Origin of the sequence: Niallia sp. FSL K6-0212 (assembly GCF_038007605.1) — a bacterium.
GTDB classification, from domain to species: Bacteria; Bacillota; Bacilli; order Bacillales; family Cytobacillaceae; genus Niallia; species Niallia circulans.
The window spans coordinates 3559468-3581011 of record NZ_JBBOXL010000001.1 but is presented as its reverse complement, the minus strand read 5'-3'; the positions used below and the strand labels follow the sequence as shown (position 1 = coordinate 3581011).

The window sequence follows — 21544 nt, the reverse complement described above, 5'->3', positions numbered from 1 at the left end:
TTTTATTTTCAAAAAAAGAGGATATTCTTCTTATATAAGCGAATTTATTTTCCATATCGAAATAATTGGAGGAATGGATAGAATGGATGTTATTCAACAATATTTAAAAGAAAAAAGAAAAGACCACTTAGAGGAATTATTTTCCTTTTTATCATTAGAAAGTATTAGTGCCCTTCCAGAACATAAAAAAGATATAGATAGAACCGCAGAATGGTTAGTGAACGCTTTAACAAAAGCTGGATTAGAGAATGCTGCCATTCATCAAACAAGCGGCAATCCTGTCGTTTATGCAGATTGGCTGCATGAGGAAGGGAAGCCGACCGTATTGGTGTATGGACATTATGATGTTCAGCCAGTTGATCCCCTTGAATTATGGGAATCTCCTCCTTTCGCACCTGAAATTCGCAACGAAAAGCTTTATGCTAGAGGAGCCAGTGATGATAAAGGCCAAGTTTTTATGCATATTAAAGCAATCGAAGCAATTCTTAAAACGACAGGTTCTTTACCAGTAAATATTAAATTCTGCATCGAAGGAGAAGAGGAAATTGGCAGTCCAGCTTTGCCGTCTTTTGTAGAAGCAAATAAGAAGTTATTAAGTGCCGATGTCATCGTTATTTCAGATACAGGGATGATGGAAGAAGGAAAACCAACGATTTGCTATGGTTTAAGAGGATTATGCGGGATGGAAATCCATGTGAAAGGCCCGAAAAGCGATCTGCATTCTGGGTTATTTGGAGGAGCAATTCACAATCCTATTACTGCTTTAAGCCACCTCTTAGCAAGTTTTCATGACGAAAATGGAGTCATTTCTGTGGAAGGCTTTTATGATCGGGTAATTTCTTTAACAAAGGAGGAAAAAGATGCTTTTGCAGCATTGGAAATCACAGATGAATCAATTATCGAACAAACCGGCTCTCCTTCCCTATTTGGAGAAACAGAGTTCACTACTTTAGAAAGACTTTGGGTACGCCCAACCCTTGAGATAAATGGAATTAAAGGTGGATTTCAAGGAACTGGCGTCAAAACAGTTATCCCTTCTGAAGCGAGTGCAAAAATAACATGTAGACTAGTTCCAGCGCAAGATCCAGATGAAATCGTTGCTTTATTAAAGAAACATATTGAAAAGCATAAGCCAAAAGGAGTGGATGTAACAGTTCAATTATTTGACAAAGGCAATCCCTATGTTACTCCCTTTGATCACAAAGCTATTCAGGCCGCTGGAAGAGCGTATGAAAAAGTATATAAAGTACCTACTTCCTATACACGAGGCGGAGGATCTATTCCTATCGTAGCAGCTTTTGATCAAATTTTACATTTACCAGTTGTCTTAATGGGATTCGGCTTACCAGATGAAAACTTCCATGCTCCAAATGAACATTTTCATCTCAAAAACTATGACAAAGGATTAGAAACAATCTGTCATTACTGGTTCGATCTGGCAGAGGTGTGGTGAAAATAGCGAACTAACACTAAATATCAAAACAGCTCCCATCCCCTTGCTTTTTTAAAGGATAATCCTCCACTAGCATGGATAATGGGAGCTGCTTTATTTAAACTACCAATTTAGCTAATTAATTTCCAACCCTTCGTAGGTTGTATGGTCTATTTTCTCAAAATACTCATTTTGTTTTCCGTTTTCGATATACATAGTCAGTTCATGCATTGCTCTTGTACAAGCTGTGTAAAATAATTCTTTCTCTAATTCGCCTTCATAACTAGAAGCATTATAAAGGATAACTCCATCAAACTCAATTCCTTTTGCTAAATAGGCCGGTATGACAGATACACCTTTTTCATAAGAAGTTGTTCCTTTTTGAATAAAACGAACATCCACTTTTGCTTTAAGTCGTTTATATACTTCCTTACTTTCTTCAATTGTTTTGCAAATGATTGCAATTGTTTTATGGCCTTTTTCCTTCCACTCTTCCATTCGCTTTTGGATGTCCTTTATTTTCTTATCCCCATTTGCCACATTTACGACTGTAGGTTTTTCACCATGGCGATTAAATGGTTCAATTAAATCTCCATTTACAGTCAAGCCTCTTGTAAACTCTATTATTTCCTTTGTTGAACGATAACTTTTCATTAACTCTATTCGTTCTACTTCTCCGCTCTCTTCATTCCTAACAATTTCATTGTGATGATGCGCATAGATAGCTTGGTTAATATCCCCTAAAAGAGTCATTTTACTATATGGAAATAGTTCCTTCAAATAGTTAATTTGGAAATCAGAATAGTCTTGTGCTTCATCAATAAATACTTGGCGAATACCAGACGTAGATTTTTTCCCTTCTAGTTTATCTTTTAGGTAGGCAAAAGGAGTTCCATCTTCATACGCCAGAAAGCTTCGATTGAGATTAGCAATCGTTTGTGTTCCTATCGTTTGCCACTCTTTCTCTGTTAACTCTTTAGGACAAGATAAATGAAAAATGTTTTTGTAGATTGATGCAATATCAATAAATCGCATTTTTTTTATGGAAGCATAAATTGATTTAAAATATCGATTTACAATAAACTTACGTAAAAACTTTTCCTCTTCCTCGAAATAAGCAAACTCTTGCTCTTTCCCATTTTTCATTTCAGATGCATGGTATGCTTCTAAATATTCCTCTTTATCTAGCAGCTGAATTTCTTCCTCCACCCAAGGCTGCTTTCTTTCTACTTTAGCATGTTTTTTCATTTCTTTTTGTGCCCATTCAATTAATAATTGCATTCGATTGGGAATCGTGATAGTGCTATCCATTTCGTAAAATTTCCTCGTCAGTTCTTCACTAGAGATAAATACTTTTTTCCGAAACATAATATCCTTAAATACAATCCCATCATTCTGAAGATGTTGAAGATATTCATCGATTAGCTCTTTAAATGCAACACTACTTTTATATTGAATACTTATTAATCTTTGCGCTTTTTTTGCCTTGTCTGTTTCTGTTAACAAATACTCTAATTGAGAAAAGGAGTCTTCCACTTGATAAGATTTGCCAATCCTTGATTGCAAATACTCATAAAAGGTGGACTGACGCATATTCTCTTCTCCCAGCTCTGGCAGTACAGTGGAAACATAACTATTAAATAATGGGTTGGGCGAAAATAGCATAATATTATCCGATTTTAATGTATCTCGGTGTTTATATAATAAATAGGCAACTCGTTGCAAAGCAGCGGAAGTTTTCCCACTTCCAGCAACTCCTTGGACAAGCAAGTATTTACTTTTATCATTTCGAATAATTTGATTTTGTTCCTTTTGGATAGTAGCAACAATTGATTTCATCATGGAGCTGGCATTATTACCAAGCACCTCTAGTAATAACTCATCTCCAATAGTAACACCAGTATCAAATAAGCTAATTAGCTTTCCATCACGGATAATAAATTGTCTTTTTAATAATAATTCCCCATCAACTTTACCACCTGGTGTTTGATAAGACGCTGGTCCTGGTGAATAATCATAATAAACACTAGAAATTGGCGCCCTCCAATCATATATGTAAAACTCTTCATTCTTTTTATCCATGAACGAACGTATGCCAATATATACCGGTTCAGTTTCCTCCCCCTCTTCCTTAAAATCTATCCTACCAAAGTAAGGAGAATCCTTTAATTTATGAAGAACCTTTTGCTGTTTATGGATCTGTCCATATGTTCGCTCACGCTCACCAAGTAGCTCTGCTTGCTGCTTAATACTTGTAAATGTTTCAATGACATCATCTGGTTCATCTAAGTTTACAGTAACATCTTCCCAGAAACTAGAACGCAGCTGGCTTACATCACCGCCAATATGGTTAATATCAGTTTCTAATACTGTTAGCTTCTCTTCAATTTGTTGACGAACAAAATCTATTCGCTTTTGTTCCTGGTCTTTTTCTAGTTCTTCTTTATTGTTCATAGTGTCTCCACCCCTAATCAATTATCTTGACAAGCAGAATCATTTTGTGATATCATTAATATAGAAATAATATAATCTTTTCTAAAAATGAATTCACTAACAGATTCATTTATTTTAACATATCTATCAACAAATTACCATTATTATAAGAATAGACATCCCATATCCTTTACGGATATGGGATTTATTATGTGTTTAGTTATATTTTTGCCATGTTCTTTTTGATTGAAACCTAATCCCTTCTCTCATTTTTAAACAGTGAGAGAAAATGACCTCCTGCATGGTCACAAAATCTAGATAGGCCATAATCCGAATGATGATAAATAGCCTCTCCAGCATAAAGAAAATATTTCTTCCTCTAATGCCAGATAACTAGATATAGCTAAAATAATATAAAATGTCGCTATTTTATTAACAATAAAAAAGTCCCTTCCCACATACTGGAAAGAGACTTTTTAAATGCTTATTCTTCCGGTGATTCTTCTGAATCAGTCTTACTAGTATTACCTTTTATATAATTATAATCCTCACGGTTTATTGGGGTAAATCCATCTGGTTTATGGAATCGCAATAAATCCTTCATCACAATGCTATCAGATGCTTGTAGTTCAGCAGCAGCTGCTTCCGATTGTTCTTTTCCTTTTTCTGCATCCACTAACTCGCCGTTAGCATCATAATAGTTATCACCTATTTTTGTTAGTGTAGGAGAAACAAAGTCACCGTTTCTAAATGGAACTGTTTCACGATGCTGCTCAGAAAGTAAATCAGAACCAACTTGTAAATAGTCCTTTGTATCAATACCAAGAAGATGCATTAACGTTGGCATTACATCTACTTCGCCGCCGTATTTGCTTACGACATTCCCTTCAACACCTGGTACATGAATAAATAATGGTACACGTTGTAACTGCGTGTTCATAAATGGTGTGATTTCCTCTTCACCAAGTACTTGGGCCATTGCTTTATTATGATTTTCAGAAATTCCATAATGGTCACCATACATAACAATTACTGAATTATCATATAATCCTGATTCTTTAAGTTCTTTAAAGAATAAACGGATTGATTCATCTAAATAATGAGCAGATTGGAAGTAATGGTTAACAGCATTGTCACCAAAGTCACCTGCTGGGAAGTCCGTATCTCCCTCATCCATTTCAAATGGATGGTGATTAGATAGCGTAATGAACTTTGTATAGAATGGTTGCTTTAACCCTTCAAGCAGAGGCATACTCTGTTCAAAGAACGGTATATCCTTCATACCATAGTTTTTTGTATTTTCTTCTGACATATCATAATACTCTGCGTCAAAGAATTTATCATATCCAATCGTTTTATACATTTCATTACGATTCCAGAATGTTTTATAATTCCCATGAAATGCAGCGGATGTATAACCTTCCCCTTTTAGAATAGCTGGTGCTGATTGTAATGTATTTTGCGCTTTGTTTACAAAAACAGCTCCTTGGGACATTCCGTATAGAGAATTTTCCATCATAAATTCCGCATCAGATGTTTTTCCTTGTCCTGTTTGGTGGAAGAAATTATCAAAATAAAATGTATTGTCATCTTTAATGAGTGAATTTAAAAATGGTGTTACTTCTTCTCCATTTAATTTGTAATTAATAATAAAGCTTTGTAGGGACTCTAATGAAACGTAAATAACGTTTTTGCCCTTTGCAACTCCGAAGTATTTGTCATTTGGTTCTGCATAATTAGCACTAATAAAGTTTTGTACTTCCGTAATGTCGCTGCTGTCTGCCAATGCTCTTTGACTTTCCGAACGAGCATTTTGGACGATATCATATATAGTGAAGTTATATGCACCTAAATATTTCACTAAATAGTTTCTATCAAATGAACGACTTAATAATTGCGGGCGGTCTGCCTCCGCTAAACCTAAATTAATAACAAATGTCAAAATAGCTAGTGCAAAAACTGATTTTGCTGCTTTTCTATTTTTTTGTATCGTAGGTTTATATGCTTTTGTTGCAAGTAATACGATTAAAATAATAACATCAAGGAAATAAAGTATATCATAAGGTTTAAGTAACGATAAAATACTATCACTTAATTGACCACCATTTACTTTCACCTGCATTACTACTGGAACTGTTATAAAGTCAGTAAAGAAGCGATAATAGACTATGTTTGCATATAATAAAGCTGACATTAATGCCGTATTTATCGTAATATAAATAGGCTGTGCTTTCCCTTTAACAAATAAAGCAAGTCCAATAAAGAGCAACGCAGAGCTCAATGGATTAATAAATAGTAGAAATTCCTGCATAGGCCCTTGGACACCAATGCTAAACTCTACCTTATAACCAATATACGTTTTCAACCAAAATAAAATTATGGCGATTAAAAAGAAAGAAGAATGTTTTGTTAAAAATTTGCGAAATAATTCTACTGTACCTTTCAATCCCGTTCACCTCAATTCAAATAATTAACAATTTTTAATATAATGTTTATTTTCCCTTAATAAGTGCTACCTTATCTACATATGATACTGCTCTTCCTTTTGTTCATCTCTTTATGAAGTAGCAGATGATGAAATGACGTAATCCATTATAACACATCATTTTTATAATGGTCATTTCTTTTTCTTCCTATTAATGTAAATTTTCATTAATTGGATTTCAAATCAACCCCATCTTACATTAAATGAATGAATATTGCCAGCGATATCTATATTTATACGAAAAAAAGAAAGAAAAGCACATGTTTTGTGTTTTTTCGACAAGAATGTATATTAACATTTCTTTTACAAAAAGAAAATGGTAAATACTCACAACTCTTTCTTACTACCCTAAGATTAAGTCAGTTAAACAGCGGATAAGCATATTTAATCTTTCTATTATTAATAGTATAATGATTAGGATATTAAAAGGAGGAATTCTACTTGGTACAAATTAATCAAAAAGAGTATTTCGATTTATTAGAGCAAATATTGAATGTTACAAGTCCTTCAGGTAACACAGAAACCATTATTCAATTAATGGAAAAATACTTACATAGCGCAAATATTTCAACTTATCGAAATAATAAAGGGGGATTAATTGCAACTATTCCAGGCAAAATCTCAGAAAAGCAGCGGATGCTGACTGCCCATGTTGATACACTTGGTGCTATGGTAAAAGAAATTAAAGCAAATGGTCGACTTCGCTTAGATTTAATTGGCGGATTTACGTATAACAGCATTGAAGGAGAAAATTGTGTAATTGAAACTTCTTCTGGCAAGACATATACAGGCACTATTCTCCTTCATCAAGCATCTGTTCATGTATATAAGGAAGCAAGAACTGCTGAGCGTAATCAAGCCAATATGGAAGTTAGAATTGATGAAATCGTAAAAAACCAAGAAGATGTAAAAAAACTAGGCATTTCTGTTGGCGATTTTGTTTCTTTTTATCCACGTGTGGAGATTACCCCATCTGGATTCATTAAATCAAGGCATTTAGATGATAAAGCTAGTGTGGCAATTCTGTTATTACTAATGAAAAAAATGACAGAGAATAATATCGAACTTCCGTATACAACTAATTTCCTTCTTTCCAATAATGAGGAAATTGGCTATGGAGGCAATTCCAATATTCCAACCGAAACAATCGAATATATGGCTGTTGATATGGGAGCAATGGGAGACGGACAATCTACAGACGAATATACTGTCTCCATCTGTGTGAAAGATGGTAGCGGACCATATCATTATGCCTTGCGAAAACATCTTGTTCAATTAGCTGAAAAACACGAGGTTCCCTATCAACTAGATATTTATCCATATTATGGATCAGATGCATCTGCAGCAATACGATCTGGTCATGATATTAAACATGCATTAATCGGACCAGGTATCGATTCCTCTCATGCATACGAACGTACTCACTTTTCGTCTATTAAGGCAACAGGTCAATTGATTTATCATTATCTGTTAAGTGATTTAGTCTAATTTTCTATCCAACTATCAATGGGCTGTAAGACGTTCACGTTATGAGATTGTAAGGCGTCCAGATAGACAGCAGTAGTGCAACTATCCATACATAGTGGTTTCTTAATAGAAAAAAGAGGATGACATCTTTTATTATGAGTCACCCTCTTTTTTGTTATTCAGGCCTTTTCCCTTTTTGCAATTCCTCTATTGTTAAACCAAAATCCATTTGTAAATGGGGATAATCTTTAAAGTTTGCCCAATCGCCACCCCATTGAAAACCTAAAGATTTTGCTATTTCTACCACTTCTGACCAATCACTTTTGCCATTACCGTTTCCATCATATTTCATATCCCAAATAACAACTCCATTAATATCCATAAGGGCAAAATCAATAGCTAGTCCATAATTATGATATGACTGTCCCCCCTTTGCATTTGTGACAATAGAACCTTCGCTCGTTCTACCCTGCTCATATAAGCGATCCTGTTCCTCTACACTTCTGAAGTCCTCTGTGATAACTACCCGAATTCCAATATCACCAGCTTTTTTAACAAGAATATCCTTCTTCTCATTTACAACCGGGTTTAATTCAACAGGCATTGGAACATCCCTATAATCAGGCTGGTTTAATTTCCAATATAATAGAAGAATAGAGAAAAAAATCAATATAATAAATAAGCTTCTTCCATGCTTCTTTCTTTTTTTTCTCAAAATACCGCTCCCAGCTTCAAAAGTTATTATTAGGTTTTACACCAAAATGTATTTCTTTATCGTAAATATTCAAATCGCGTAGTACTTCCCGTTTGCCCAGCGATTACCTCGAGCCTGATTTCCATTCGATCTTTCAATTCTGGAACATGGGAAATCACCCCAACTAATCGACCTGAATTTTGAATGTCCATCAATGTTTCAATTGCTTGATCCAAGGATTCTGGGTCTAATGTACCGAAACCTTCGTCAATAAACATTGTTTCAAGGGAAATACCGCCAGCAAAGTTTTGCACAACATCACACAATCCTAATGCTAGGGCTAGTGAAGCTTTAAAACTTTCTCCGCCTGACAGTGTTTTTACATGTCTTTCTTGACCAGTATATTGGTCAAATACGAGTAACTCTAAACCACTTTGGACATTTCCTTTTGATCGGTCACTCTTGCGGACAAGCTGATATCGACCGCTCGTCATTTTATTTAACCTGCTATTTGCTTGAAGCAATATTTCATCCAGGAAAGAAGCTAGTACATAGCGTTCAAAAGTAATTCGCTGAGCATTTTGTCCTCGGGAAATATCATATAAGTGGCCGACAAGTTTATACTGATTTTCTAGATCCTTTACTTGTCGATTTATTGCAATCACCTGATTATATATTTCTTTATTTTCTTTCTGCTTTATTAACATATTTGTATGTTCTTCCTGCAATTTATCTGCTTCTTCAATAATTGTCTTAAGTTTGTTTTGAAGATCTTCCGTGTTCGGAATGGTAATATCTTTAAGCGTCTCTTCTAAATCCCTTAATCGATCGGAAACAGACCGACATTCTTCTCGGTAAGCTTGGACTGATGCTTTTAACTTTTCCACTTCCTTTTCCAACAATTTACTATCTGAATAAGAGCGATAGGTTGGAAATCCTTGCTTTGTCATGCTTTCTAAAAAAATCTCTCTTTCTGTCTGCAAGCTATCAGTTAGCTGTTTGATTTGTTTTTGTACGCTTTCAAACCGAACGGATTCTTTTTGCCAATTTTCTTTCGTCATCTGTACTTTTTCTTGCGCTAACTTAAATTGAGCTTCTAACTTCTCTAACTGAAGCGAACTTTCCTTCCATACTGTTTTATACTGTGATAGAACACGCAGTTCAGCTGGAATGACATCTTTCATATTTTTCCATGTCGTATTATGTTCCGTATATTGGATAGTAGTATCTCGCATCGCTACTGCAATTTTTTCAAGCTCAGATTGCAATTCCTGATACTCGCGCTCAGCACTAACAAGAGATTGTTCCATCTTATCTCTTTCTGTCAATTGTTCCTCAAGTCTCTTCTGTTCGGTCTCAATTCTGTGAAGTTCGCTTTTAATCGTATTTACTGCTATCGTACTCTCTTCATTAGTAAAAGCTGGGTAAACATCTTTCACTTTCATTAGCTTATTTTGGGCATCTTCCGCTAATAATTTCCATTGCGTATTTGCTTCAAGCCAAGCCGCTTCTGCTTTTGCTTTTTCCTTTTCTATTGCTTCAAAATCCTTTTTCGCATTCTTACGGTCTTCCTCCGTCGCATTATCATTCTGATTCCTATTTATTGCCGGATCAGGATGATGTACACTTCCACATACCGGACAAGCCTCATCTTGCTTTAAGCTGCTCGCTAAAATAGATGATTGATTAATAAGCCATTTTTTTTCTAGCTCTTCTACTAATCCTTTTGCATCTTCTACTCTTCTTAATGTATTATCTAGCAATTTTTTCTTTGCTTCTGCATCTGCCTTTTGTCTCATCCCGCGATTAAGTACTTCTAAATAATCATTCATTTTCTCTAAAATAGATTGTAAATTCCGAAGCTTGTCTTTGTTTTCTAGCAGCATTTCCTTTATCCCGTCTAACTGCTTTAAACGTTCTTTCATATTTTGTATCCTTACTTCTTTCTCTTTTCGTTGAGTTTGAAGTAATTTTTCCTTGTCACCTATACTATCTAAATCTTTTTTTATCGTTCTTAGTTTTCCTTCTACTTCCGCGAAACGAAAGACATCCTTCTCCATATTTTTTAAATGTACAAGATAGTCAGCTAACTGTTTACGTTCTACTTCTTTGTCAACCTCTTGTTTAAGTTGTTTTTCTGCCTCCGTTAATTGAATATTAAGCTTTTCCAAGTTGAATTGAATTGTTTTCTCTTCCAAATTTCTGTCATCGATTTGTTTTTTTAAATGGTGGCAAATTTCTTCCTGCTGGGCAAGAAGTGCTGCTTTTTGCGCCTTATTAATTTTATTTTCTTTTTCTGTATATTCCTTCTGTTGACTATTTAGTTCATTTAAACGAGCAGAAAGCTCTTCTTTAAGCTTTATTTGTTTTAATATAGATTCCGCTTCATATAAATGTTGCTTCAAACTATCTCGTTCTTTGTTTTTTCGGTCCAATTTTTTCTGTATTTTTTCTATCTCTGCTCCCATTAATACAATTTCCTGTTCTAACAGGGGAAGAATCGCCACATCATTTTCTCGATCTGATTCCAATTGAGTGATGAGATCCTGATGATAAACTGCCGTTATTTTCGATAAAGCATTAGTACGTAACAGGACTTTTTGTTCCACTTCTTTTTTTAGTGCTTGTGCTTGTTCCCTTAATTTCTCTTCAATCCGCTTATACATTTCCGTATGGAATAATCGCTGTAATATATTTTCTTTTTCTTTGCTATCGGAAGTAAGTAATCTACGAAATTCTCCTTGCGGGATCATGAGAATTTGCCGAAACTGATTGCTGTCAATTTGCATAATCTCCCTAACTTTTTCATCGACATCACGGATAGAGGAGGCAACAAGTTGTTCATTTCCCTCTGCATCAAACGTATATAATTCTGCCTTAGCACCGATAGTTGTATATCCATCTCCTCTTTCCTTTTTCTTCTCTTGCTGAGGTGATCTTGTAATTAAATATCGCTTTTCTTTTAACTTAAATTCAAAACTGACTTCTGTTAACAAGGAGTCTTCAGCAAACTGGCTTCTTAATTCTGGACCATTGCGGTCTTCTCCACTTGCTTTCCCGTATATCGCATAACTAATTCCGTCAAAAATCGTTGTTTTCCCAGATCCAGTTTTTCCAGAAATAACAAACATAGTACGATTTCCTAAAACAGTAAAATCAATGACTTCTTTTCGTGCATATGGTCCAAATGCTTGCATCGTTAGCTTTAACGGTCTCATTTAGCACCCTCCTCTCTTAGAACCTGATTAATAACCGAAGTCATCCATTCCTGTTTTTCTTGCGTAAAATCAGCTGTTGTCATTTCTTCATAAAAAGAAGCAAATAACTCTAGTTCGTTTTTTTGAACTTCTTTTTGAACTTGTAAAATACTCTTTTCTTTCCGGTCTTTGTTTTCTATTTTTCTTTCTAAATGAAGGACATTCGGATAGACTTGTCGTAATTTTTGTATCGGATCAAGAATTGCCCCTTCATCAAGTAATGTAATTTTTAGATAATCATCTACTTTTTGCTGCTGATAATAGGAAACGTCTAGCAATTCTTCTAAGTGGCCTTCTAATTCTCGCATATCTCTTTTCGGCATAAGCGTTTGATAATTTTGTGTGAAATTCCCTTTTTCATCTATTTCAATAATAGATACTGACTTCTTTTGATTTGCCTCGGAAAAAGAGTATTTCATTAGTGATCCTGAGTACTTTACAGTTGGATGATGAATAGCATCTGGACTATGTAAATGACCCAATGCTGTATAAGAGAAGGGCGCAAATAATTCCGCACCGACACATCCAGATCCGCCTACAGATAATATTCTCTCAGAATCTGTTGTTTTTCCGCCAAGTACAAAACTATGCCCTATGAATACATTTGGCTCATTTACATTTAAATTACTTTCAATCTTGCCGATGATTGCTTTCATAGCATCATGATGATTAAGGATAGTATCGTCCGCTAATAATTTTCTTACCACTACTGGCTCACAGTATGGCACTAAATAAAAATTCACTCCCGAAAATGAAATCGGAATAAAGCTATTTTCTATTTTACCGTTTAAATAAAAACGATTCTTCTGATACCAAGAGCTACCAAAAGATAATCTTTCTGCACTATCATGATTACCGGAAATAGCAAGAATCGGAGTATTTAACTCGACATTAATAAAATATAATACTTCATCCAATAGATTCACTGCATCAGTCGGAGGAATCGAGCGATCATATAAATCACCAGCAATAATAACTGCATCTGGTTTTTCTTTCTCCACTAGTTCCATAAATTGTGCTAGCATAAATCTTTGGTCCTCTGTCATGTATAAACCATGCACTAATTTTCCTAAATGCCAATCGGCTGTATGAATAAATTTCATCACATTCACCTCTATGTTTGAAAAAACTACTTACACTTTTTTTGTATATTCATTATAAATAAAAGAATATATTCTTTTATTATAACAAACTATGAAAAGATGAGGATGTGGGAGAAGGAGTAAATCAATTATTTCTATAAAAGGAGTCATTATTCGTTTGACAGATTATCAAAAGAAAAAGGCCAAACCAATTTTTTGGTCTGACCTTTTATATATGAAGAATAGCTATCCTTATATTTTAGTAACGTTAGCTGCTTGAGGTCCACGAGCACCTTCAACAACTTCAAATGATACGTCTTGGCCTTCTTCTAGAGATTTAAAGCCTTCTACTTGAATCGCTGAGTAGTGTACAAATACGTCATTGCCATCTTCAGCTTCAATGAATCCAAACCCTTTTTCTGCATTAAACCATTTTACTTTACCGTTTTTCATGTAAAAAAATCCTCCTAAAAAAGCTTGCTAGCTTCATCTTTAAATTACCATTTTCACGCATAAGCATTTGGCTATTAATCTCTCATTTTAAGTTGTTGATTGAATAAATAACATACTAAATACGTCAATAACGGTTAATGTAAATTTAACATTTTTAACTATTATTGTCAATAGAAAACCCTTTCATTTTTCGGATAATTATAATTTCGGGTCATTTTTTAAGCAATTTACTACTTTTTGATTAATTCTGGTAAACTCTGAATAGATTTTATCATTATATCTAGCTTTGTTTCGATACGATTCAGCAGATAAAAGCTGATAACTATCGGAAACCCTACTTGGCTTATAAATGATATAACCTCATCCACTCTGAACGCCTCCCAATAAAGTTACCTATTACGTTTTAGGTGTATCAATTATTCCCAGCGTAATAGGTAAACTGTTAACTTGCTATTTATACGTTAAATTTCATAATCTGTAATCTTTCTTTCCACTAGTCGAATTCCTTTTACCGCCGTTAAATCACCGTTATTTGAAGTAAAAACTTTGGATGCAATAATACTTTGCATGACAGATAATATTTCTTCAGACTTAACTGGTTCAATCGGACTTTCAAGGGATAATTTTGAACTTTTACCATTATTCGTTTCAAATGTTATCTCTAGTGTTTTTGCCATTATGATTTCTCCTTTCTATTTTTTTCTCTAATGTGTAAATCACTAAGCTTCTACTTCTACAATTTCTGAAATATCATTTCGTTCAACTGAATATAAAGAATAGGTCACTAATGATGTCAGTCCTTGTGCAGCTGCGTAAATTTGTTCTGGAGTAGCTGTTTCATTTAAATTTCTAAACGTCTTTATTACAAGATTCGGATCCCCATTTTCTTTCATCCCATTTAGAAAAGCCAACTTTAAACTTGCTTCATTCCAAAGTGCCTGTGCCATTGCCTCTCACCTCCTTTCAACTATTACATAGAGAGAAAAAGACAAAAAGGACAGTTGTTTTTTTACAAGCATGCTAATAGTACTTTCTGAAATGAGAATGGTTATGTAAACAATCAGATTTTCTCATCAGTGCATATGATAATCATGTAAAATAAAGGAGGGAAGATACTTTGGAATGGTTACAGGGTTTTCTACTAGAACATTATTATATATTAGTACCTGTCCTATGGATTATTGGCTATGCGCTTAAACAAACCCCCATTATCTCTGATTGGTTGATCATTTGGATTCTTCTTCTAACCTCCATTTCCTTAGCTGCTTTTGCTTATGGAATGACATTTGAAGCTATAACAAATGGAATTATCGCAACAGGCGTATCTGTATTTGGACACCAGCTTGTAAAACAGACGATTTTTAAAGATAAATCCAAATAGTAATGATGACAAATTAAAGTAGGACTGCTCGATGAAGGATCTATCACGATAAGAGTCGATTTCCTTTTGGCTACTGCAAAAGAATAATCGACTCTATCATTTAAATTTTTGAATCGTTGAATCCACTTATTGTGTTATAAAAAATTAATATAAATTTACATATTATAATTGGAGTGGTCTAGTTGAAGAAAGTTTATATTATAAGACATTGTGAGGCTGAAGGCCAGCTGTCAGAAGCACACCTTACGGATAAAGGATTTAAACAAGCAATAGAAATATCTAATTTTTTTGCTAAAATTAATATCGACCGTATTATTTCGAGTCCTTATAAGCGTGCTATTCAATCGATACAGCCACTTGCAACGCGATTAAATCTGGAGATAGAGATTAATAGAAAATTAACAGAACGTGTATTAAGCACTGAAAGTCTTTCTGACTGGTTAGATAAATTAAAAGCAACATTTGAAGATATTGAGTTAACATTTGAAGGTGGAGAGTCCAGTCAGGAAGCAATGAAACGAATAGTAAATATTGTAGAAGACGTTTTTAACAGTGAATCTGAAAATACACTTATTGTTACACATGGGAATCTAATGTCATTACTTTTAAATTTTTATAATAAAAATTTCGGGTTTGAGGATTGGCAAAATCTTAGTAATCCTGACATATACCTTTTAAAAAATGTCGGTAATAAAGTAATTTATGAACGTTTATGGAAATAAAAAATAGCATAAGTTCAGGTAGATTATGAATCTTATCATCTGCTTTTGATTAGCCCAAAACCGCGACAAATGTAAGAAACTTGCTGCTGTCTATTAATTCAATCACCTTTATTATATCTAATCTTTGTATATGTATTGACCTCTTTCTCCATCTCTTTTAGCTAAAAAACTAGCTGGATATGTAATCATCCAGCTAGTTTTTGTGTATATGTTAATTAGTTGTACTTAAATTCTTTGTTAATTTTTTATAGTTAATAAACATGGCAATTCTCCATGGAACAATCATACAAAAAGCAAGCATCCAAAACATGCCTCCTAATGGGCCAACATCGATGGAACTACTTAGAATAAACTTGGCCACAATTCTAATTGCTAAAAGTCCAAATAATATATAGATAAATGCTTTTGAATTAATTAAATATATATCATTATCTTTTATTTCAAATTTTGTTGTTTTAATTAATAAAAAAGAAAACAAGATTCCAGCAATGGCTGCTTCTAAAATTTCTTGTCCACTAATACGAAAGTATGGAAAAATAAACATTAAAGCTCCAGTACTCATAAAAAAAGGCGGCAATATAATTTTCTTTGGTGAAACTGGCTTTTTAGCCGCTTTCATTCTCATAACCATAAAAAAGACGCCCATAAACACTGCGATACATGTTGAAATTATGACAGAAGTCATAGAAAAACCCCTTTACTAACCTTTTATCAATGCTTTAGAATACTTTTAATCTTACCATTAAGATAAGTACGCTGTCTATTTATATAAATAGACACAAAGAAAAACGGATACGATTATATCATATCCTCTAAAAGCATTTACTATATTTGTTATTTTAAAACTCGATTTATTGCATCTAATACTCGGGTATCATCAAAAGGCTTCACGATAAAATCCTTCGCACCAGCTTCAATTGCTTCTACCACCATTTTTTGCTGGCCCATTGCTGAACACATAATAATTTTTGCCTGGGGAAATTCTTTCTTAATTTCTTTAACTGCGTCTAATCCGTTCATCTCTGGCATTGTAATATCCATTGTGACCAAATCTGGATCCAATTCACGGTATAATCTTATTGCTTCCTTCCCGTTTTCCCCTTCTCCAACAACTTCATGATTCGCTCTAGTTAAAATGTTTGAGAGTGTTAATCTCATAAACTTTGCATCATCCACAATCAATATTCGAGCCATCTTACTTCCTCCTCAACAACCGAAAACACCATATCTAATAGGTAAATAAATTAATAATACCTATCCAATATAGCGAATCTTTATCATAATTTCAATGTATTTCGGCATTATTCTTTACAAATCATGGGATAAAATTATGTAATTCATCCTATTATAAATATCATACTATTGTGCTTATAGAGTATTATAGCGTGGAAAAATGATTAAAAACCTTGAAAATCACCAAAAATTGGTGAGATAACACGTGTTAACCATTTCATTCCGTCTACAAACAATAATATTCCCATCACAATCATAAAAAAACCGCCAATTTTCGTCCACTGCACACTATACTTTTTAAGCATATTCCAATGAGAAATAAAAAAGGATAAAAAAATAAATGGGAGTGCAAATCCGATAATATATGCACCTAAATAAAGTAAGCTTGTTTCTGGATGCAGGCTTGCTAAAGATAGAACTGCTGCTAGAATCGGTCCGTTGCAGGGAGTCCACCCTGCCGCAAAACTTAATCCAATCAAAATAGATCCTAGATAACCAGTTGGTCTTGTCTTAAAAGAAAACCGATATTCTTTCATTAACCATTTAGGCTTTATTAATCCAATGATAGTAAGACCAAAGAATATGATGATAAGTGAACCAATTTTTCTTATCTCTTCTTGATATACTTTAAAATATTCTCCGATCAAGGAGGAACCAAAACCAAGGGCGATAAAAATAATCGAAAACCCTAAAAGAAATAGAATTGTATGTAGAAAACTAGCATTATTAAGTATTTTCCCCTCTTTTAACTCCCCGCTAGACATTCCGGTAATATAGGATAAATAGGCAGGATATAATGGTAAACAGCATGGAGAAATAAAACTCAAAAAACCTGCGCCTAATGCAATAAAAAAATTTATATCTACCACTATTTATCGCTCCTCTCTCCAATTCCTATAACTATATGCTTGTACAGTCTATTTATGTATCTTTGCGATATTTTTGCATTTACTTCCAAAAATAGATATAATTAAGTAAATTAATTTCCACTATTAACATTTATTAAATAACAGAATTTAGACGGAAAGGAAAATTAACCATGCTAAAAAAGCAATTGCTTACTCAAATTGAATTAAAGCGTACAGAGCTTATTGAGATTGCTATGAAACATGGTTTTTCATCTTCCTCAGCCATTATATGCAGTCAAGAATTAGATGTATTACTAAATAAATATAATGAAATAAATCTCAAAAATGAGTTTCCTGCTTTCCGAGAATCAAAAAAACAATGGAATATGTAAAAGAGAAAGAAACAAAAAAACCGAAGTTCACTGCTAAATTAGCGAACTTCGGTTTAATTTTGTACTGCTAAAGCGAAACCAAATATCTATGTTAGTTCCACTTTATCTTCTACTGTCTCTTCAATAGAATCGGCAGCTCCATTTTGTAGTAGATACATTTTATAATACAATCCTTTTTGTTGCAGAAGTTGTTGATGGTTACCCTTTTCCACAATGTTTCCTTTGTGAAGCACTAAGATTAAATCTGCATCTTGAATGGTAGAAAGGCGATGAGCGATGGCGATGGTTGTTCTGCCTTTACGCATTTTCGATAATGCAAGTTGAATAGCTTCTTCCGTTTCTGTATCAATATTGGCTGTTGCTTCATCCAATATTAGTACTTTCGGATTTGTCAAAATGGTTCTCGCAAATGCAATAAGCTGGCGCTGTCCACTTGAAAAAGCAGAACCTCTTTCTACCACTTTATGATTATATTGATCTTCTAGCTTTTCAATGAATTGATTAGCTTGCACAAACTTAGCTGCTTCGATAACTTCTTTCTCCGTTACTTCCTTATTATATAAACGAATATTATCTGTTACTGTTCCATAAAATAGGAATGGATCTTGAAGTACTAACCCCATTTTTTCCCTAAGTTCTCTTTTACTGAAAGACTTTAATGATTTGCCGTCAATCAGAATTTCCCCTTTTCCAAAATCGTAAAACCGCATAAGTAGATTGACAATAGAACTCTTTCCACTTCCTGTATGTCCTACTAATGCAACAGTTTCCCCTTCTTTAGCCGTAAATGAAATGTTTTTCAACACATCTTGTTTCCCATCATAAGAAAAGGTGACATCCTTAAATTCTATCACACCATTTTCAATTTTATTTTTGCTATCAGAAACGAGAGTTGGCTCCATATCTTCTTCATCTAATACGGTAAATACGCGAAAGGCAGATACAATTGCTTGTTGATAAAGTGATAGGCGCATCATCATATTATTGACTGGCTCAAAAAAACGATCTAAATAACTTACAAAGGCATATAATACCCCAATTTCAATCGGATTGTTAAAAGAAGATATTCCAAAATAGCTTAAAACAAGAATAAGCCCAAGTACGTAAACAAGGTCAATGGCAGGTCTGAGGAGTAACCCTTCTAACTTGATATTACGCATTCCTGCTTGATAGTGCTTAGTATTAATATCATCGAACTCATTTTTCAATCTTCTTTCTTGTCTAAATACTTGGATTATATTCATTCCTTGTAAAGATTCACTAAGTTTTGCATTTAATTGGCTTAATCGTTCTCTTATATCTTGGTAGAAGCTTGAGCTATATTTCCGATACGTATAAATAATAAATCCTAAGATTGGCAGTAAAATTAAACAGATTGCCCCAAGCTTAACATTCAAAACAAACATAGCAATAATAATACCGAAAATCATAAATCCGCTTTGAATAAAAGTCGCAAGGACACTGACAAACATATCTTTAATTGCTTCTGTATCATTTGTTACTCTGGAGACGATACTTCCAGCGGGTATTTTGTCAAAATAGCGGAGTCCAAGTGTATGAATCTTCGAAAATATATCAACTCGAAGCTGTTGAATAATATATAAAGCAATTTCTTGAAACTTATATAATTGAAAATACATAATGACTACATTCATTATTTGGATAAAAATATAGGTAATTCCCAAAACAGTTAATGGCTGAACCGCTAAATTTCTTGGTGTTAAGTAATCATCTATAAAGACTTTAATTAAGTAGGGGCCTGCTAATTCGCCCAATGTCGATAAAATTAAGAGGCCGAATGCAATCATAACCGCTTTTTTATGTGGTTTTATATAACCTAGTAATCGAAATAATACTTTTCTTTGCTGTTCACTTGTGAGTTTAATTGTTTTATCCATTTGTATCCCCCATGCTTACCATTACTTCTAAAGCCTGGCGATGGTACATTTCTTTATACCAGCCGCTTTCCTTTACAAGCTGTTGATGGTTCCCGCTTTGAATAATTTCCCCTTCATCTAATACGATAATAAGGTCGGCATGTTCAATAGCGCTTAGTCGATGGGAAGTGATAATCGTTGTTTTGCCTTCCCTATTTTCCTTTAGGGCTGTCAAAATATTTTCTTCCGTTTTTGCATCCACTGCTGATAAAGAATCATCTAAAATAAGTATTTCCGGATTCATCAGGAGTGCTCTCGCAATCGAAATACGTTGTTTCTGCCCCCCAGATAAAGATACTCCTCTTTCACCAACTACCGTATTATAACCGTCTGTGAATCCAAGAATATCATCATGAATATTTGCTAATACAGCGGCCTGATGGATTTCTTCCTCTGAAATATTGGGATTAGTAAAGGCAATATTCTCGCGGATACTGGCAGAAAATAGAAAGTGTTCCTGTGGTACATATCCAATGGACACTCGCAATGCATCCAAATCTATTTCTTTTATTTCTGTTCCATTAATCATAATTCTTCCGTCATAATGATCATATTCTCGAAATAACAATTTTAAAAGCGTCGTTTTTCCAGCTCCTGTTTTGCCGACAATCCCTAATGTCTGCCCTCTTTTTAAACAAAAGTGAATATTTTTCAGAACATCGATTTTATGGTTATAAGAGAAAGATTTTAAATCATACACAATATCCCCAGCTGGCGCCGTTGTGATAGCTGTAGGCTTATTGATAATATCGACCTTGGTTTCCAATAATGCCGTAACTCGGTCATATGAAGCTCTCCCTCTCTCCATAATATTAAAAAGCCATCCAAACGCAAGCATTGGCCATATTAACAGACCAAGATAAGTAGTAAAAGAAACGAGCTGTCCTAAACTAAGTTCTCCAGTAATAACATACCGGGATCCAAATACAATTGCCAAAAAGAAAGAAATACTGACAATAATAGATATTGTAGGATCGTATAGGGCATCGACCCTAGCTACTTTAATATTTTTATCAACTACCTCAAGTGAGGACCTGCGAAAGTCTTCGACATCTTCTTTGTCTTGCCCAAAGGTTTTTAGGACTTTTATTCCAGAAATGCTTTCTTGCGTTTTATCATTTAACGATGAAAAAGCAGCCTGGGCTTGATGAAAGTACTTATGTATTAAAGAACCATAATAGCTTGTTAATACAGCCATTAACGGCATTGGCAATAAACATATAAGGGTAAGCTTCCAGCTGATCGTTGTAGCCATTGCAATAATAACAAAGCCACCTGTTGCCAATGAATCTACTAAAGTAAGCACCCCTTGCCCTGCTGTCTGTTGAATCGCCTGTATATCATTTGTTGCATGTGCCATTAAATCTCCAGTACGATTTCGCTGATAGAAAGACTGAGACATTTTTGTAAAATGACTATACAGCTGATTTCTCAATAATCTTCCTAGCTTTACAGCGGACCCGAATATCATTACCCGCCAATAATAACGAAGTACATACATTGCTAATGCCGAAACAATTAAAACGCCTATCCACTGTAATAAATTGCTCCAATTTAACGTTCTGCCTTGAATATGATCAACGACTATCCCAACTATTTTCGGAGGTATCAACTGAAGGATAGCAACTAAAATCAACAGAAAGACCCCACCAAGATAGGATTTCTTCTCCTGTATAAAATACCATTTTAAATTTAAAAAAACTTTCAAACCATACACACCCTCTTATC

At 34.1% G+C, this 21544-nt stretch carries 19 protein-coding genes; 5 read left to right on the top strand and 14 right to left on the bottom strand.

Translation table 11 applies throughout. The annotated features are described in order from the left end of the window. Positions 1-73 precede the first annotated feature (73 nt). Positions 74-1453, top strand: a complete 1380-nt coding sequence (locus tag MHH96_RS17035; protein WP_369989874.1) for a dipeptidase — start codon at positions 74-76, stop codon at positions 1451-1453. A gap of 114 nt (positions 1454-1567) precedes the next feature. On the opposite strand, the gene helD is transcribed toward MHH96_RS17035, so the two are convergent. Next, entirely contained in the window at positions 1568-3886 is a 2319-nt protein-coding gene (gene helD, locus MHH96_RS17030; RefSeq protein ID WP_095257353.1) for an RNA polymerase recycling motor HelD, read from the bottom strand. Positions 3887-4349: 463 nt separating this feature from the next. Then, on the bottom strand, positions 4350-6311 hold the full coding sequence (locus MHH96_RS17025; protein WP_341117729.1) for an LTA synthase family protein: 1962 nt from the start codon (positions 6309-6311) through the stop codon (positions 4350-4352). Positions 6312-6791: 480 nt separating this feature from the next. Between MHH96_RS17025 and MHH96_RS17020 the strand changes: the two genes are divergently transcribed. Beyond that, positions 6792-7838 (top strand): M42 family metallopeptidase, encoded by a 1047-nt coding sequence (locus MHH96_RS17020; protein ID WP_047943491.1) that lies wholly within the window; start codon positions 6792-6794, stop codon positions 7836-7838. 154 nt (positions 7839-7992) lie between these two features. Here MHH96_RS17020 and MHH96_RS17015 read toward each other — a convergent pair whose 3' ends face one another. The 7 genes from MHH96_RS17015 to MHH96_RS16985 all read right to left on the bottom strand — a co-directional run bounded on the left by MHH96_RS17015 (position 7993) and on the right by MHH96_RS16985 (position 14250). After that, complete coding sequence (locus MHH96_RS17015; protein ID WP_061798962.1) at positions 7993-8532, bottom strand: M15 family metallopeptidase; 540 nt, start codon at positions 8530-8532, stop codon at positions 7993-7995. 56 nt (positions 8533-8588) lie between these two features. Then, positions 8589-11729: an SMC family ATPase gene (locus MHH96_RS17010; protein WP_341117728.1), complete on the bottom strand. Its 3141-nt coding sequence runs from the start codon at positions 11727-11729 to the stop codon at positions 8589-8591. After that, entirely contained in the window at positions 11726-12871 is a 1146-nt protein-coding gene (locus MHH96_RS17005) for an exonuclease SbcCD subunit D (RefSeq protein ID WP_047943488.1), read from the bottom strand. Before MHH96_RS17005 ends, MHH96_RS17010 begins: the two co-directional genes overlap by 4 nt. Positions 12872-13102: 231 nt before the next feature. Further along, positions 13103-13303 carry a cold-shock protein gene (locus MHH96_RS17000; protein ID WP_031537602.1) on the bottom strand — a complete coding sequence of 67 codons (201 nt, stop codon included), beginning with the start codon at positions 13301-13303 and terminating at the stop codon, positions 13103-13105. Positions 13304-13533: 230 nt separating this feature from the next. Then, a complete protein-coding gene (locus tag MHH96_RS16995; protein ID WP_047943487.1) occupies positions 13534-13671 on the bottom strand; it encodes a YvrJ family protein in 138 nt (45 codons plus the stop codon). Positions 13672-13764: 93 nt separating this feature from the next. Beyond that, complete coding sequence (locus tag MHH96_RS16990) at positions 13765-13980, bottom strand: DUF2922 domain-containing protein (RefSeq protein ID WP_047943486.1); 216 nt, start codon at positions 13978-13980, stop codon at positions 13765-13767. 42 nt (positions 13981-14022) lie between these two features. After that, on the bottom strand, positions 14023-14250 hold the full coding sequence (locus tag MHH96_RS16985) for a DUF1659 domain-containing protein (protein ID WP_328283663.1): 228 nt from the start codon (positions 14248-14250) through the stop codon (positions 14023-14025). Positions 14251-14420: 170 nt separating this feature from the next. Between MHH96_RS16985 and MHH96_RS16980 the strand changes: the two genes are divergently transcribed. After that, positions 14421-14684 (top strand): phage holin family protein, encoded by a 264-nt coding sequence (locus MHH96_RS16980; protein ID WP_047943484.1) that lies wholly within the window; start codon positions 14421-14423, stop codon positions 14682-14684. A gap of 182 nt (positions 14685-14866) precedes the next feature. Next, positions 14867-15406 (top strand): histidine phosphatase family protein, encoded by a 540-nt coding sequence (locus MHH96_RS16975; protein WP_341117724.1) that lies wholly within the window; start codon positions 14867-14869, stop codon positions 15404-15406. A 211-nt stretch (positions 15407-15617) separates the two neighbouring features. Here MHH96_RS16975 and MHH96_RS16970 read toward each other — a convergent pair whose 3' ends face one another. The 3 genes from MHH96_RS16970 to MHH96_RS16960 form a co-directional block, all read right to left on the bottom strand. Next, positions 15618-16091, bottom strand: a complete 474-nt coding sequence (locus MHH96_RS16970) for a CcdC family protein (RefSeq protein WP_047943482.1) — start codon at positions 16089-16091, stop codon at positions 15618-15620. A gap of 149 nt (positions 16092-16240) precedes the next feature. Beyond that, positions 16241-16600, bottom strand: a complete 360-nt coding sequence (locus tag MHH96_RS16965; protein ID WP_047943481.1) for a response regulator — start codon at positions 16598-16600, stop codon at positions 16241-16243. 203 nt (positions 16601-16803) lie between these two features. Further along, positions 16804-17508, bottom strand: coding sequence for a cytochrome c biogenesis CcdA family protein (locus tag MHH96_RS16960; RefSeq protein WP_047943480.1), 705 nt, complete (start codon positions 17506-17508; stop codon positions 16804-16806). A gap of 170 nt (positions 17509-17678) precedes the next feature. Between MHH96_RS16960 and MHH96_RS16955 the strand changes: the two genes are divergently transcribed. Beyond that, positions 17679-17879 carry an aspartyl-phosphate phosphatase Spo0E family protein gene (locus MHH96_RS16955; protein WP_047943479.1) on the top strand — a complete coding sequence of 67 codons (201 nt, stop codon included), beginning with the start codon at positions 17679-17681 and terminating at the stop codon, positions 17877-17879. Between the two features lie 86 nt (positions 17880-17965). Here MHH96_RS16955 and MHH96_RS16950 read toward each other — a convergent pair whose 3' ends face one another. Both MHH96_RS16950 and MHH96_RS16945 read right to left on the bottom strand, forming a co-directional pair. Next, positions 17966-19777, bottom strand: a complete 1812-nt coding sequence (locus MHH96_RS16950; RefSeq protein WP_144546023.1) for an ABC transporter ATP-binding protein — start codon at positions 19775-19777, stop codon at positions 17966-17968. Further along, positions 19770-21524, bottom strand: coding sequence for an ABC transporter ATP-binding protein (locus tag MHH96_RS16945; protein WP_047943477.1), 1755 nt, complete (start codon positions 21522-21524; stop codon positions 19770-19772). The genes MHH96_RS16950 and MHH96_RS16945 overlap by 8 nt, the downstream gene beginning before the upstream one ends. Positions 21525-21544 lie beyond the last annotated feature (20 nt).

Excerpts from the sequence above, each read along its gene's own strand:
- MHH96_RS16990 (WP_047943486.1), bottom strand. The coding sequence starts at position 13,980 with ATGGCAAAAACACTAGAGATAACATTTGAAACGAATAATGGTAAAAGT.
- helD (WP_095257353.1), bottom strand. The coding sequence starts at position 3,886 with ATGAACAATAAAGAAGAACTAGAAAAAGACCAGGAACAAAAGCGAATA.
- MHH96_RS16985 (WP_328283663.1), bottom strand. The coding sequence starts at position 14,250 with ATGGCACAGGCACTTTGGAATGAAGCAAGTTTAAAGTTGGCTTTTCTA.
- MHH96_RS17005 (WP_047943488.1), bottom strand. The coding sequence starts at position 12,871 with ATGAAATTTATTCATACAGCCGATTGGCATTTAGGAAAATTAGTGCAT.
- MHH96_RS16950 (WP_144546023.1), bottom strand. The coding sequence starts at position 19,777 with ATGGATAAAACAATTAAACTCACAAGTGAACAGCAAAGAAAAGTATTA.
- MHH96_RS16970 (WP_047943482.1), bottom strand. The coding sequence starts at position 16,091 with ATGACTTCTGTCATAATTTCAACATGTATCGCAGTGTTTATGGGCGTC.
- MHH96_RS17035 (WP_369989874.1), top strand. The coding sequence starts at position 74 with ATGGATAGAATGGATGTTATTCAACAATATTTAAAAGAAAAAAGAAAA.
- MHH96_RS16965 (WP_047943481.1), bottom strand. The coding sequence starts at position 16,600 with ATGGCTCGAATATTGATTGTGGATGATGCAAAGTTTATGAGATTAACA.
- MHH96_RS17000 (WP_031537602.1), bottom strand. The coding sequence starts at position 13,303 with ATGAAAAACGGTAAAGTAAAATGGTTTAATGCAGAAAAAGGGTTTGGA.
- MHH96_RS17010 (WP_341117728.1), bottom strand. The coding sequence starts at position 11,729 with ATGAGACCGTTAAAGCTAACGATGCAAGCATTTGGACCATATGCACGA.
- MHH96_RS16955 (WP_047943479.1), top strand. The coding sequence starts at position 17,679 with ATGCTAAAAAAGCAATTGCTTACTCAAATTGAATTAAAGCGTACAGAG.